Below are 14,396 nucleotides of genomic sequence, written 5' to 3'. Positions count from 1 at the left end.
CGGCCGTTCCTGCAGGAACCCGTCGCGCCGGTCTGGAGAGCCCCACGATGACGCCCCGTGCCTGACCGCCGGGGCGTTTGCATTTGCTGAAGGAGGATTCCATGTTCGAAGGGCAATCGCAGGCGGAAGTGGACACCCTGATCCAGGGCAACGCGGAGTTCAAACAGCTGTATCGGCGCCACCAGGAGCTGAACAAGAAGGTGCTGGATGCCGAACTTGGCGTGTTGCCGATCGACGATGTCACGCTTTCGCAAATGAAGCGCGAGAAGCTGGCGGCCAAGGATCGCCTGACCCGGATGTTCGATACCCTCAAGCACTGAGTTCCGTCATCGCGGGCGGCGGCGGCCATCCTCGTCGGTCGCCGCCGCCCGCGAGCTGTACCTGCTTCGAGGCGCCCTACAGCGGATGCGATAATCGCGGCCTGTCCCGCCAGCGACCGCCCGCATGTCGATCAACGCCTCCGTCCTCGAGCTCATCGCCGACACCCCCATTGTCAAGGCGCAACGCCTCGATGCCGGCACCTGCGAGCTGTACTTCAAGCTGGAAAGCCAGAATCCCGGGGGCTCGATCAAGGACCGCATCGGCCTGAGCATGATCGAGGCCGCCGAGCGCCGAGGGGACATCCAGCCCGGTGCCACCCTGGTCGAAGGCACGGCCGGCAATACGGGCATCGGCCTGGCGCTGGTGGCGCAGCAGAAGGGCTACAAGCTGGTGCTGGTAGTCCCGGACAAGATGAGCCGGGAGAAGATCTTCAACCTCAAGGCCATGGGTGCCGAGGTGGTGCTGACCCGCTCGGACGTGGCCAAGGGCCATCCGGAGTACTACCAGGACCTGGCCGAGCGCATTGCCCGCGAAACCCCGGGCGCGTATTTCATCAACCAGTTCGGCAACCCGGATAACCCGGCGGCTCACGAGCACGGCACCGGTCCCGAGATCCTGCGGCAGATGGCCGACGTGGGCGGGCTGGATGCCATCGTCTTCGGCTGCGGCAGCTCCGGCACCATGACCGGCCTGTCGCGCTGCTTCGCCGAGCATGCACCGCAGGTCGAACTGGTACTGGCCGATCCGGTGGGTTCGATCTTGGCCGAATACATCAACGACGGCACGCTCAACGAGAAGTCGGGCAGCTGGATGGTGGAGGGCATCGGCGAGGATTTCCTGCCGTCGATCTCCGACTTCAGCCGGGTGAAGCAGGCCTACGCCATCAGCGACAAGGAGAGCTTCCTGGCCGCGCGCGAGCTGCTGCAGAAGGAAGGCATCTTCGGCGGCTCGTCCACCGGCACCCTGCTGGCGGCCGCCCTGAAGTACTGCCGCGCCCAGACCACGCCGAAGAAGGTGCTGGTGTTCGTGTGCGATACCGGCAACAAGTACCTGAGCAAGCTGTACAACGACTACTGGATGCTGGACAACGGTTTCCTCGAACGCGAGCAGCACGGCGACCTGCGCGACCTGATACTGCGTCCGTACTCGCAACGCGACACCGTGGTGCTGGCGCCGACCGACCTGCTGACCACCGCGTACCAGCGCATGAAGCTGTACGAGATCTCGCAGTTGCCGGTGATGGAGGGCGACCAGATCGTCGGCATCCTCGACGAGAGCGACGTGCTGCTGCACGTGTACGGCGACGAGGCCCGCTTCCGCGACCCCGTATCCACCGCGATGGTCAGCAAGCTGGACATCCTGGACGTTAAATCGCCGGTGGAGTCGTTGTTGCCGGTGTTCGACCGCGGCCACGTCGCCATCGTGGTGGACGGCACCCGTTTCCTGGGCCTGATCACCCGGATCGACCTGCTGAACTGGTTGCGAAGGCGGGTCCAGTAGCGTCAGGCCCGGCGGGTGGGGTGGGGTAGAATCCCCGCCCTGATTCCAGGATCCGATGCACATGACGCAAGACCGCAAGGACGGCGGCGACGGCACGGCGCAGTGGGGGCTCGGGACCAAGGCGATCCACGCCGGGCAGTCCGTCGACCCCACCACCGGCGCGGTCATGCCGCCCATCTACGCCACCTCGACCTACGCCCAAGCCAGCCCGGGCGTGCACCAGGGCTTCGAGTACTCACGCACCCATAACCCCACCCGCTTCGCGTATGAACGCTGCGTGGCCGGGCTGGAGGGCGGCAGCCGCGGCTTTGCCTTCGCCTCGGGCATGGCGGCGACCGCGACCCTGCTGGAGCTACTGGACAGCGGCGACCACGTCATCGCCATGGACGACCTGTATGGCGGCAGCTACCGACTCTTCGAGCGCGTGCGCCGGCGCAGCGCCGGGCTGGATTTCAGCTTCGTCGACCTGACGGATGCGGCGGCATTCGAGACGGCCATCACATCGAAGACGAAGCTGGTCTGGATCGAGACCCCGACCAATCCCATGCTGAAGATCGTCGACATCCAGGCGATCTCGGACATCGCGCACAAGCGCGGCCTGATCGTGGTGGTGGACAACACCTTCGCCTCGCCGATCCTGCAGCGCCCGCTGGAGCACGGCGCCGACATCGTCATGCACTCGGCCACCAAGTATCTCAACGGCCATTCCGACATGGTCGGCGGCATCCTGGTCGTCGGCGACAACACCGAGCTGGCCGAACAGCTCGCCTTCCTGCAGAACTCATGCGGGGCGGTGCAAGGGCCGTTCGACAGTTTCCTCGCGCTGCGCGGGCTGAAGACGCTGCACCTGCGCATGAAGGCGCATTGCGAGAATGCGCAGGCGCTGGCGGAATTCCTGGAAGGCCACGCCGCGGTGGAGAAGGTGATCTATCCCGGGCTGGCGTCGCATCCGCAGCATGCGTTGGCGAAACGACAGATGGATGGGTTTGGCGGGATCATCTCAGTCGCATTGAAGGGCGGCTTCGACGCTGCCAAGCGGTTCTGCGAACGCACTGAGTTGTTCACGCTGGCGGAATCGCTGGGCGGGGTAGAGAGCCTGGTCAACCATCCTGCCGTGATGACGCATGCATCGGTGCCGGTTGAGAATCGTGCGCGGTTGGGGATTGCGGACGATCTTGTGCGGTTGAGTATCGGGGTAGAAGCGGTGCATGATCTCAATGCCGACATCACACAGGCATTGGCCGCGGCAAAAAATTTGTTTCAAAAGAAGTAAGCAATGCGTGATGGCACCAACACCGCTTATTTATTCCGGCAATTGCTGTCGAGGGAGCTGGCTGCCCGATACAAGTCGACGATCCTTGGTTCGGGCTGGATCGTCATGCAGCCCCTGCTGATGTTGTGCGTCTACACAGTCGTCTTTAACTACATTTTTCAGGTGCGTTGGGCCGGGGTTGAGTCGACCACTGGGTTTGCGATCATGCTTTTTGCAGGACTGATAGTTTTTAACTTTTTTGCGGAAGTGTTGACTGCGTCTCCCACCTTGGTGCTGGGGCAACCAAACTTGGTGAAGAAGGTGGTGTTCCCCGTAGAAATGCTGGCTGTCGTGCGCGTGTCTGCTGCGTTCATCACAGCCCTCATTGGCGTCCTGATCCTTTTCGTGGCGCACCTGTTGTTTGTTGGGCTGCCGACGGCTTGGTTCGCGGCCGTGTTTCTACCGTTGGTTGTGATGTTTCCGATGCTTCTCGGGATAGCGTGGTTGTTATCTGCTTTCGGAGTTTATCTTCGGGACATCTCGCAGTTCACCGGTATCACCGCGAGCGTCATGCTATTTGTCAGCCCCATCTTCTTTCCAGCAACCGCCATGCCGGATTCCTTCTCCCTGATCCTCAAGATCAACCCCCTGGTTACTCCAATGCAGGAGCTTAGGGCTGTCGCGCTTTCCGGTGTTGCGCCGGATTTGGTCGCACTTTCCTATTACTTCTGCGTTTCCTGCGTCTTTGCGCGCATGGCACTGGCTTGCTTTCGACGCCTTTCCACCGGCTTCGCTGACGTTCTATGAATGGCCCCGTCATCTTTTCTGCGGAATCTGATCCGGCGATCCGGTTCCATGAAGTCACCAAGGACTTCAGCACGTTTGATGATCCCAAGCACCGCTTGGCCAAGGCGCTAGGGTTCGCTACTGATGCGGGGCGGCGGTTTCGGGCCTTGGACGGCGTCTCCTTTGAGGTCCGAAAGGGGGAAACGCTCGGAATCATCGGTAGAAACGGGGCGGGTAAGTCTACGCTTCTGCAAATTTTGTGCGGAACATTGGAGCCGACCCAAGGTAGTGTCTACATCCAAGGGCGCTTCGCCGCGCTGCTTGAGCTTGGTGCAGGATTCAATCCGGAGTTCACGGGCCGCGAGAATGTCTATCTGAACGCTTCACTGCTCGGCCTGTCCGAGGACGAAATCGATGATCGCTTTGATGCGATCCGGGAGTTCGCCGACATAGGTGATTTCTTTGATCGGCCGGTCAAGACATACTCCAGCGGCATGTACGTCAGGCTTGCGTTTTCGGTAGCCGTGCATACGGAGCCGGATGTGCTTGTTATCGACGAAGCGCTCTCGGTCGGGGATATCCGGTTTCAGATGAAGTGTCTGGCGCGTATCGAGCGCTTGCGTGCAAGTGGAGCAACCATCCTTTTTGTTTCCCACTCGCTCGAACAGATCAAGCGCTTCTGTCAGACCGCGGTCTGGCTGGAGAGCGGACGGGTCAAACTGCGCGGTGATGCGAGTTTCGTTGCGGACCGCTTTCGAGATAGCGAACTCGGTGCCGAAGTCCCAATCGATAATGTGGGGAACGCGCGTGTACCGCAGTCTTTGCCCGCTCGCATCCAGTCCGTTTCGGTTTCGCGCGAATACATGGAGCCGTTCCAAGATCTGTCAGTGGAGGTGCGCTATTCAGTTCTGGATCCGGCGATCGAAGGATTGCTGGTCGGTGTGGCGATCAAGACGCTCGACGACCTGCACATCTTCGGTCCCAACACCTATCTTGAGCGGATCGTGATTCCGCAGCTCCAAGGGGAGCATCGCATCGAGTATCGAATCCCCGCGCTTCCATTGCTGAGCGGCACTTACCGGATCGATGTCGGGCTGTTCACCGACAAGGGGCTGGTCTGTCTCGACTACATCTCTGGTGCAGGGAAGCTAATCGTATCCGCGCCATATTTCAGCGAAGGGCTTGTTTATATCGAGCACCAGTGGAGGGTTCATGAAGGGTGAACTCACACGTCTGCCATTCGATCACTTCCAGCGATATGGTACTGCCGCGGCCCTGATCGGTCAGCTGAACACAAAACGGCTGAGGATCCTTGAGGTTGGGGCAAACCGACAGAGGCTGCTTTCGCAGGCATTTCCTGACGCGGACATTGTCTTCACCGATGTCACTGCATGTGGCGACGATGCCGACCTTGTGCTTGCAAGCGCGGCCGCCTTGCCGTTCGGTGATGCCACGTTCGACGTGGTGGTCTGCTTGGATGTCCTTGAGCACATTCCAGCCGATCTCCGACGCGACGCCGTTAAGGAAATGGCGCGCGTCGCCGCGCGGCTCCTCATTATCGGGTGTCCTGTCGAAGCCCCTTGGGTCAAGGACGCAGAGTCCGAGGCGAACGCATGCTGGTCTGAGCTGTTTGAGGGAGGTTACCCATGGCTGGCCGAACACCAAGAATTCGGCCTTGTCGACGCGGATGCAGTGGACGCGGTGCTTAAGACGCAGATGCCTAGTCTGCGCCGCGTCTCCCAAGGAGCGCCCGAGATCTGGTCAGCCTTGATGGCTGCGCATTTCATGAAGGAGCGGGTGCCCAGCCTTGGGCCGTTGGTTGCGAGCCTCGATTATCTCTACAACACCGCGGCGTTCGACGGAGACTTCCCCGCGCGGGGCTATAGAGAGTACTTCATCGGTGTGCGCCATGAGGCGGATGCAGCGCGCGTGTCCGAGTGGCTGGCGCGGCCGACGGAGATCGACGGCCGCGTAACGGATTTCCTCCGAACGATTCCTTCGCTCATCCGCCCTGTTGTTGACGGCATTGTGCGCACGGAGGCGGCTTGGGCGTCCACCGTGGGCATGTACCAAGATCAGTTGAGGGACTTGGAGGCGACGAAGCAAGAATGGGGCAACACAGCTGACGCACTCGTACGGGCTCGTGAGGACGCGGTTCGTCTGGGACGCGACTTGGCTGCCGCACAGGCGGGTTGGGATGAAACGTTGGCGGCACTCGTGTTTCTGCGTGAAAGGGAGGCGGCATTGACCCGTGACTTGAATGTCGCGAAAGCCGGCTGGGAGGAGGCGGTTGCGACGCTGGAAGAGTCAAGGCAGCAGGAATCGATCGCAAGCCGGGATCTGGGCATTGCGAGAGCCGGCTGGGAAGAGGCCGTGTCAACGCTAGCGCAGGTGAGAGAGCGAGAGCTGGTATTGGATCGGGATCTGGGCATCGCGAGAGCCGGCTGGGAGCAGGCCGTGTCGACGCTTGCACAAGTGAGAGAGCGAGAGCTGGTATTGGATCGGGACTTGGGAATCGCAAGGGCGGGCTGGGAAGAATCGGTAGCAGCATTGCGTGCGACGCAAGCCGACCTGCTACGCACGCGAGACGATGTCGATTACCTGCGCGCCGACTTGGACACAGCGAAACGCGAATGGTCCGCTACCGCCCAGCTTCTAGCGACCTTCCAAGCCGAGGCAAGGGCACACATTTCAGGCCTCGAGGTCGAACTTGAACAGACGGACACCCGGCGGCGGCACGCGGAACGCATGGCTTATGCGGCTGATGTGGGTCGCAGGCGCGCCATGCGTGCACTTGCGATTGTCGCAGTCTTTTCGATCGTTGCAATCATTGCGATCTTGCTCTCATGACACTTCGCTGCACTCAATCACGGATCACTTAGATGGCGTCAGAAGGAATTTCTAAAAAAATCAGGTCCATTGTCACGGCAGCCGTCCATTCAATGCGCAAGGCCAGGTCGGATGGACGCTCGTATTTGTCAATGCTGCTCGCTGCGAAGGTGAAATTCAAGACCGGTCCGCGGCATTTTGTCCGAGCACTGATTGCCTATTCCCAGCCGGAAATCCAGCCGCCGGTTGCGACGACCAGCGAGTCGGACGAGTACCAAACGTGGTTGATCGAGTGCGAGCGGGTCGCGCCCGAAGTTCTCGATGGTGGGCTGGTGAGCGTCGTAATGCCGGTGTACAACCCTCCGATTGAGTTTCTGCGCGCGGCCGTGGAAAGCGTACGCGCCCAGTCGTACCGCAACTGGGAGCTGTGCATCCACGACGATGGTTCCACGTCAGCTGAAGTCCGTGCGTTGCTGACCGACCTGGCAGCAGACCCGCGGATCAAGGTTGACCTCGGGAAGGGCGGAGCCGGGATCGCGGACGCGACGAACGCAGCGCTAGCCTTGGCGAGCGGGGAATGGGCTTGTTTCCTGGATCACGACGACCTGCTTCACCCAGCGGCCCTGTCAAGCGTCGTGGCGGCATTCCTCAAGGATGCGCCCGGAGTCGTCTATACCGATCACGACATTATCGACGAGCGGGGGGCGCGTGCATGTCCGTTCTTCAAGCCGGACTGGAGCCACGACCTATTCATGTCCCAGATGTATTTAGGCCATCTGGTCGTGGTCGAGATGGCACTAGTAAGAAAAATTGGAGGTCTGCGTCGCGATTTCGACGGCTCCCAAGACTACGATTTGGTGCTGCGCTGCGTCGCCGCCGGAGCGCGTGTCTCGCATGTCTCGCGTGTGCTCTACCATTGGCGCGCGCATGCGGGCTCCACCGCGGCAAATGCATCATCCAAGCCATATGCACACCATGCCGGCCGCGCCGCGATTCAAGCGCACGTCGACGAGATGTTTCCAGGTGCGCGTGTGAGTGATGGGAAGTACACGTTTTGCTATGACGTCCGCTATCCGGTCCCCGTGCCGCCGCCGCTCGTGAGTATTATTATTCCAACCAGGGACGGCTTGGAGTTGCTCAAGACATGCATCGACTCGATTCGTACGAAAACATCATATTGCCATTATGAGATATTGATCGTCGACAACGGGTCCACCCAGCCCGAGACGATCGCATGGCTGGCGGAGATCGATACCGCTGTCGATACACGAGTATTGGCGGCTCACGTCCCGTTCAACTGGTCGCGCCTCAATAACATCGCCGCTCGTAGCGCAAACGGTGACGTGCTGTTGTTCCTGAATAACGACACTGAAGTGATTTCTGGCGAATGGCTCGGTCGCTTGGTGGAGAACGCGCTGAGGCCTGAAATTGCAGTGTGCGGCCCGTTGCTGCTTTACGGGGACGGGTCAATTCAGCACGCCGGCGTGGTTGTTGGGATGGGAGGGTGGGCCGACCATGTTTTCAAGGCGGCGGCTTCGATCCATCACCAGCATCTCTTCGTTTCGCCCGCACTCCGGCGAAACGTGCTTGCAGTCACCGGTGCGTGCATGGCGATCGAACGAGGGAAGTTCGAATCGCTTGGCGGTTTCGACGAACGGTTCGCTGTCTGCGGGAGCGACGTCGAGTTGTGTCTGCGTGGCTTCAGGGCGGGATATTCCAATTTGTACGTAGCGGAGTCGGTGATGATTCACCACGAGTCCAAGACAAGGGATCCCCGCGAGGTCCCGCAGGGCGACTTCGAGATGTCGATGGCTGCCTACGCGCCTTATCGTGAAAAGGGCGACCCGTTCTTCAGCCCCAACCTCGATCCGATGTCTCCGTTGCCCCGGTTCCGTCCGGCAGCTGTTCCATGATGCGCTCGACGTTGATTCGTGCATTGCGGTGGGCGGCCGCGCGGCTCGATGGCCCGGCGGCGTCGACGCAGGTCCCCACGAGCATCGCGGAGATCGTGCCATGCCACGCTCGCGTGTCCGAACGCGGCGGCCCTCGGCTTAATCTTCTGTTGCCCTCGATCAATTCGCGCCACTACTTTGGCGGTATCCACACCGCGGTTGTGCTCTATCGCGAGATGCTCGAGCGTTTTCCGCGGAGCCGCATCATCCTTACCGACGCGGCACCCGAGGCAGATGCGCTGCTGGGTTTTCCAGACCATCGCATGGTCAGCCTTGAGGACGATGATCCGGTGCCGCGGCAGATCGTTGCTTTCAATGACCGCTACGCCCGCACACTACCGGTGTCAGCAGATGACCTTTGGTTATCGACTGCATGGTGGACCGCGTATGCGGCTCAACAGCTTTCCGCTTGGCAGCAGGCTGCATACGGTACCTGCGGGAAATCGTGCTACCTGATCCAGGATTTCGAGCCGGGATTCTATCCTTGGTCGTCGCAATCTTACGTGGCATTGGGCACTTACCGTCCGGAACATGACATCGCCGTGTTCAACACGTCCCAGCTTTCCGACTACTTTGATCATTGCGGCATCGGGTTCCGGGATCGCTTTGTGTTCGAGCCGACGTTGAACGATGGACTGCGGCGCGCACTGTCGTCGCTGAGCGAAGCACCATCTGCACGACGTAGGCAGATTCTTGTATATGGCCGTCCGTCCACGCCCCGAAACGCCTTTGAGCTCATCTGCGAGAGCCTTCGGATCTGGGCGGCGACGATGCCCGACGCCGCCGAATGGGAGGTGGTCTCAGCAGGTGAACTGAGGGAAGACGTGGATCTGGGCGGCGTACGTATCCGTGCGCTCGGCAAGCTCCATATCGACGCATATGGCGAGCTTCTGAGCACGAGCGCCGTTGGTCTGAGCCTGATGGTCTCGCCGCATCCCAGCTATCCGCCGCTGGAGATGGCGGCTTTTGGAATGGGCGTGGTGACAAACCCATTTCATAACAAGGACATGGGAGGTGTGTTTCCGGGTCTGAAGTCTGCGACCGAGATGTCTCCGGTTGGAATTGCGGCGGCACTCGTGGCTGAATGCCAAGCAGCGCTCGCGCGGAATCTTCGACCTTACAGCATCGCCGACGCGGCGCATGCGTTCGTGAACGGAGAGGGCATCGCGGCGGTTGCACCCGGCCTCGCAACTGCGATGCTCGGGAGGTGACTGAGATGTGGGCCACACTGGCATCCACCATCGGTCGCGTCGCGAGGGAGGCGCGGACAGTCTTCCGCAAGTCGCCGTGGCATTGGCTGGCCCTCGTGACGACCGCCACGTTGGCCGCACTACTGACACTCTATCCGGCTACCCGGATATCTTTCGAGCTTCGAGGCGACGGCGTCTACCAAGTGTTTCATGATGACGGTGTCGGCTTCAGCGAGGCAAGGTCTGGGTGGCGCAACAGTGGGCCCGTGGATCTGACCGGGGGCCTAGCGGCTCGCGCTTTCCGCGTCGATCCGCCCGCTGACTCATTTTTCTCGGTATGTGCGCCCGTCCGTTCGTTGCGTTGGCTGCCCGGGATCGGCGGGCGCATGGGCTTCGCACCAGAACCTGTCGCGTCGCTTGGCGTGCAGCCGGCGCCCGGTGCCCCCGGTTGTGCATCCTGGGATGTGGAGGCCGGACACCCCGACCCGCAGGTCGTGTTTGCAGTACCTCCGGCGTTTGGCGGGTCAACACTAGCCAAGGCGCTGACCATCGCCCGTTACTTTCTGTGGACGCTCGCATTCTTCGCCGCCGCGGGTGCTGCGGGGCGTATGGGGGCTGGCGACCGACAGCGCATCGCTAGATGCTCATACACTATATATGGCTGGCTTGACCGGCGCCTTGCCCACTTGTTTCTGGTCTTGGGACTCGCCATTGGCGTCGCTTTCATCGCCATCCGGCCGCCGGGCGCCGTTCCTGACGAGTTCGCACATGCTAGCAAGATCGCATTAATGGCAGCCGGCCAACTGGTCGGCGCGGATGAGGGACGCGAGCGCCCAAATCTGCTCGACAACTATGGGCCGTTTCAGGAGGTGTACGGCCGGAAGTTCTCGCCGGCAGAGCTCGAAGCGGTTGTTACGGCCCCGCTAGCGTGTGCAGACACGGCGCGCAAGGGCGTAGCGGCGCCGGCAGGGGCCTCACCTTTGATGTATCTCTCGCCATGGGCCGGCCATACGCTCACATGCAGGCTTGATGGGGGGTTCGGGCTTTACTATTACGGCTCGCAGCTTGTGAACCTGTTCCTGTTCCTGTTTCTCGGCTTCATCGGGCTCAAGTGGGCAGGGTTTGGCCGATGGCCGTTGTTCGTGATCGCATCACTTCCAATGTCGCTATACCTGGCGACATCGCTCTCGTACGATGCGAACATGCTTGCCCTGTGCATCGCATACTTGGGCGTGGTCTCGGGAGCATGGAGCCGCCGCATCTCAATTGTGCGTGCGCAATGGGCTCTACTCGGTCTGGGGCTGTTGCTGGCCCTGTCCAAACCGTTGATGGGATGGATTTTCTTCGCCCCGTGGATATGCTTTGCGGTAGTGCGAGGCGGTTGGCTGATCCGATTGCGTTGGCTGCTGCTTAGCTCTCTCCTTCCGGCTGCCGTCCACGCGTCATGGATATTTCGCCTTTCACGCGGCAGTGATGGTTACGTCCGGCCGGACGTGGAGAGCGTGAATGGCATGGAAGCGCTCATCGCCTCCCCGCTCTCCTACCTGCAAATGATCGCTAGCACCGCGTTCTCCAATACGGGAGCGGTAATCCTCAAGGGCGTGGTTGGCGTTTTCGGATGGCTTGACACATATCCGCCGAATTACTTCTATTCCACTGCTGCTTTGGCCATCTTCGGATCACTTGCGCTTAATTCCCAGGCCAAGCCATCGGGATTGAAAGCTGGAGTGTTTGCGTGGAGCATTGCGATTATGGTTATTGCCATCATGTGCATCCCTTTCTACGCATACTGGACGCAGCCACAAAGCCCAGTGATTGAGGGGCTGCAAGGCCGGTACTTCATTCCGTTGCTCGCATTCGTTGCGATGTTCTGCTCGTTCTCTGTGCCGATCGCATTGAGAGGTGTGGCCGCGGCGCTTGTCATCGTGTCCATCCCCGTCATGTCTGCAATCGCCCTCACTTCCATAATTTCCAGATACTACTGATTTTTTTAAGGAGACGAGCCGGCGTGTGGAAAGAACTTTTGATGATTTTATTTGTAACTTGCTCTACCTTGGGTAGCCAGCTATTGGTGAAGCAGGCAGTGACGAACATTGCGATGCGAGACCCGGTCCCCACGGGATTGCAATGGCTACTCGCTGCATGTTTTTCGCCAGGGGTGATTGCTGCCGTGGCGATTCAGGGGCTTGGGTTCATTGTGTGGATCGTTGTGGTCAGTCGCGTCAAGCTCGGCATCGCGTTTGCAATTTCGGGTTCACTTTTCTATGTCTTCGTTGCGGCTGCTAGTTGGATGCTATATGGCGAACGGCTCGCTCCGCTGCAATGGCTTGGTCTAGCCTTGGTGTCGTCAGGTGTCCTGTTTATGACGCTCGCTGGCAAGACGGCTTGAGACTGCGAATATGACAGCGCATAGTTTTGTAGTACCCGCTTACGGTCCTTCGCCGTATCTCCGAGAGTGCCTTGAGTCACTTGCTTCGCAAAGTCTTTCTGGTTCTGAGATCATCATATCTACTTCGACGCCCGAGGATTCGCTATTTCGGCTTGCGGAACAATTTGAGGTGCCTGTAAGGGTGCATCGTCCGAACGCTGGCATCGGGCGTGACTGGAACGCTGCGCTCGAATGCGCGAGCCGTGACTGGGTAACCATTGCGCATCAGGATGATGTCTACTTGCCAGATTTTGTTGCCAAGACCATGGATGCAGCTGGAAGCAATGCTGATGCCACGTTGGTATTGACGGGGTATTCGGAGCTGCTGGATGCTATGCTTCGTGAGCGCACGACGACATTGAGGATAAAGTCGTTCTTGCTTGAGTTGGGATTCTTAGGGCGAGCCGCGATTACGAGCGAATCCGCGAAGATCCGGCTGCTGCGGTTCGGCTGTCCAATCGCGTGCCCCACCGTGACACTTGGTCCTGGCCTGTCTGGGTTGCGTTTCCGTGAAGATCTGAAAGTTGATCTTGATTGGGAGGCATGGGTCCGCGCGGCCCGCTCGGATGGAGCGTTCTGCTACGTTCGTGATCGACTCGTGCTGCACCGTATACATGGAGCAAGTGAGACGAGTGCGGGCGTTAGAAATGGTGTTCGGGCGCGGGAGGATCTGGAAATGTTTCGAATGCTGTGGCCGAGGCCAGTTGCTTTGGTTCTTTCTCGTGCTTACGCATCCTCTTATGAGGAGGGCGCCAGTGACTGAATATGCTCCGATGGCCCTTCAAGACGGCCTACGATCTACTCCGAACGTGGCGGTTGTCGTACCTTCGTATCGTGTTGCGCGACACATACTGGATGTCATTTCCGGTATACCTCGCTGGATATGGAGAATCTATGTCGTGGATGACTGTTGTCCTGAAAAGAGTGGGTATCTAGTGCAGGAAAATTGCAGCGATCCACGTGTGGTAGTGATATTCAACGATAGGAATTCCGGGGTTGGTGGTGCAGTCATTGCCGGCTACCTGAAGGCGGCGGCCGATGGTGCCGACGTCATTGTGAAAATGGACGGCGATGGTCAGATGGACCCCGAGCTGCTGCCGCGTTTCATCGCGCCGATTGTGGCAGGGGAGGCCGATTATACGAAAGGGAACCGGTTCTACGATCTTGCGCAGATCGGTAGAATGCCACGCATCCGCATTCTAGGGAATGCGGGTCTGTCGTTCATGACGAAGATATCGTCAGGGTACTGGGATCTCTTCGATCCGACCAACGGATATACGGCCATTCACGCGCGTGTTGTTGAAAAGTTGCCAATGGCCAAGATCAGTCGGCGATACTATTTTGAGACCGACATGCTCTTCAGGCTTAACACTTTGCGAGCCGTTGTCGTTGACATTCCGATGGACGCGAGGTATGGGGATGAGAAAAGTGGCCTGCAAATTGGACGAATCTTCTTTGATTTTCTGATCAAGCATGTCCGCAATACCGCTAAACGCCTCTTCTACAATTACTTCCTTCGCGACATGTCGCTGGCCACGATCGAACTTGTCGGCGGAATTTTGCTTGTGACAGGCGGTTTTATCGTCGGCACCGTGTTTTGGGTTCATGCGTCCTCGGTGGGTGTCCCCACTTCAGCTGGGCGGGTTATGCTCGCTGCTCTGCCGGTGATACTGGGTCTCCAACTCCTCTTAGGTTTCGTAGCTTTTGATATTGCTTCAGTGCCGAAGCGGGCGATTCATCGGATGTTGAGGTGACGGCAGCTGATGGGCCCGCATGACTAATGCCGAATCAGCGTTAGTGTGATGTGATCAGCTCGAAAGCTACCCCCGAAGAGTGAGGTAGTTTGTCTGCGTTCTGGACCAGCTTAGGCTGGTTCTCATGCGCAGATGCATAGGCTGTCGACCTGCCCGGCTCTGGGCCTTGGCTGCCGGCCGATACAAGTGCAAGGCTTGTGGCCGTCGCTCGCCAGCGCGATGCTTTCTCGGCTTGAGACAGCCTCTGGCTTAACGATGCGTGAAAGTGTAATGACCCAGCGGTTTCTGCACAGGTCAGGCCGCTAATGCATATGCCTCAGCGGGTGTCTTCATGCCCAGCGCCTGGTGTGGGCGCCGGTGGTTATAGAACTGGATCCAGTCGCC

At 59.6% G+C, this 14,396-nt stretch carries 13 protein-coding genes and 1 pseudogene; 13 read left to right on the top strand and 1 reads right to left on the bottom strand.

Features of this window, described 5'->3' with window-relative positions; genetic code table 11:
• Window positions 1-101: 101 nt before the first annotated feature.
• The 13 genes and pseudogenes from E2F46_RS08290 (at window position 102) to E2F46_RS08240 (ending at window position 14,012) form a co-directional block, all read left to right on the top strand.
• Window positions 102-320, top strand: a complete 219-nt coding sequence (locus E2F46_RS08290) for an HP1242/YdcH family protein (RefSeq protein ID WP_133321617.1) — start codon at window positions 102-104, stop codon at window positions 318-320.
• 124 nt (window positions 321-444) lie between these two features.
• Window positions 445-1,821 carry a pyridoxal-phosphate dependent enzyme gene (locus tag E2F46_RS08285; RefSeq protein WP_133321616.1) on the top strand — a complete coding sequence of 459 codons (1,377 nt, stop codon included), beginning with the start codon at window positions 445-447 and terminating at the stop codon, window positions 1,819-1,821.
• A gap of 61 nt (window positions 1,822-1,882) precedes the next feature.
• Window positions 1,883-3,094: a cystathionine gamma-synthase gene (locus E2F46_RS08280; RefSeq protein ID WP_133321615.1), complete on the top strand. Its 1,212-nt coding sequence runs from the start codon at window positions 1,883-1,885 to the stop codon at window positions 3,092-3,094.
• Between the two features lie 3 nt (window positions 3,095-3,097).
• On the top strand, window positions 3,098-3,880 hold the full coding sequence (locus tag E2F46_RS08275; RefSeq protein WP_133321614.1) for an ABC transporter permease: 783 nt from the start codon (window positions 3,098-3,100) through the stop codon (window positions 3,878-3,880).
• Window positions 3,877-4,636: pseudogene (locus tag E2F46_RS17905) on the top strand (ABC transporter ATP-binding protein); the annotation flags it as partial. The gene E2F46_RS08275 and the pseudogene E2F46_RS17905, both read left to right, overlap by 4 nt.
• Window positions 4,637-4,653: 17 nt before the next feature.
• Window positions 4,654-5,082 (top strand): Wzt carbohydrate-binding domain-containing protein, encoded by a 429-nt coding sequence (locus E2F46_RS17900; RefSeq protein ID WP_486624440.1) that lies wholly within the window; start codon window positions 4,654-4,656, stop codon window positions 5,080-5,082.
• Window positions 5,072-6,709 carry a class I SAM-dependent methyltransferase gene (locus E2F46_RS08265; RefSeq protein ID WP_133321612.1) on the top strand — a complete coding sequence of 546 codons (1,638 nt, stop codon included), beginning with the start codon at window positions 5,072-5,074 and terminating at the stop codon, window positions 6,707-6,709. Before E2F46_RS17900 ends, E2F46_RS08265 begins: the two co-directional genes overlap by 11 nt.
• A gap of 32 nt (window positions 6,710-6,741) precedes the next feature.
• The gene (locus E2F46_RS08260; RefSeq protein WP_243720356.1) at window positions 6,742-8,601 is read left to right on the top strand and encodes a glycosyltransferase family 2 protein; all 1,860 of its coding nucleotides are present in this window, start codon (window positions 6,742-6,744) and stop codon (window positions 8,599-8,601) included.
• Complete coding sequence (locus E2F46_RS17450) at window positions 8,598-9,851, top strand: rhamnosyltransferase WsaF family glycosyltransferase (RefSeq protein ID WP_165967403.1); 1,254 nt, start codon at window positions 8,598-8,600, stop codon at window positions 9,849-9,851. Before E2F46_RS08260 ends, E2F46_RS17450 begins: the two co-directional genes overlap by 4 nt.
• A gap of 5 nt (window positions 9,852-9,856) precedes the next feature.
• Complete coding sequence (locus E2F46_RS08255; protein ID WP_165967402.1) at window positions 9,857-11,815, top strand: DUF2142 domain-containing protein; 1,959 nt, start codon at window positions 9,857-9,859, stop codon at window positions 11,813-11,815.
• Between the two features lie 23 nt (window positions 11,816-11,838).
• The gene (locus E2F46_RS08250) at window positions 11,839-12,219 is read left to right on the top strand and encodes a DMT family transporter (protein WP_133321610.1); all 381 of its coding nucleotides are present in this window, start codon (window positions 11,839-11,841) and stop codon (window positions 12,217-12,219) included.
• Between the two features lie 10 nt (window positions 12,220-12,229).
• Window positions 12,230-13,021 (top strand): glycosyltransferase family A protein, encoded by a 792-nt coding sequence (locus E2F46_RS08245; protein ID WP_133321609.1) that lies wholly within the window; start codon window positions 12,230-12,232, stop codon window positions 13,019-13,021.
• Window positions 12,999-14,012: a glycosyltransferase gene (locus E2F46_RS08240; protein WP_341777554.1), complete on the top strand. Its 1,014-nt coding sequence runs from the start codon at window positions 12,999-13,001 to the stop codon at window positions 14,010-14,012. Before E2F46_RS08245 ends, E2F46_RS08240 begins: the two co-directional genes overlap by 23 nt.
• A gap of 294 nt (window positions 14,013-14,306) precedes the next feature.
• Here E2F46_RS08240 and E2F46_RS08235 read toward each other — a convergent pair.
• On the bottom strand, window positions 14,307-14,396 hold a 90-nt coding region (locus E2F46_RS08235; protein ID WP_165967401.1), incomplete at its 5' end, for an integrase core domain-containing protein.

The organism is Luteimonas aestuarii (assembly GCF_004357985.1).
In the GTDB taxonomy this organism is placed as follows: Bacteria; Pseudomonadota; Gammaproteobacteria; order Xanthomonadales; family Xanthomonadaceae; genus Luteimonas; species Luteimonas aestuarii.
This window is presented reverse-complemented; position numbering and strand designations above follow the sequence as displayed.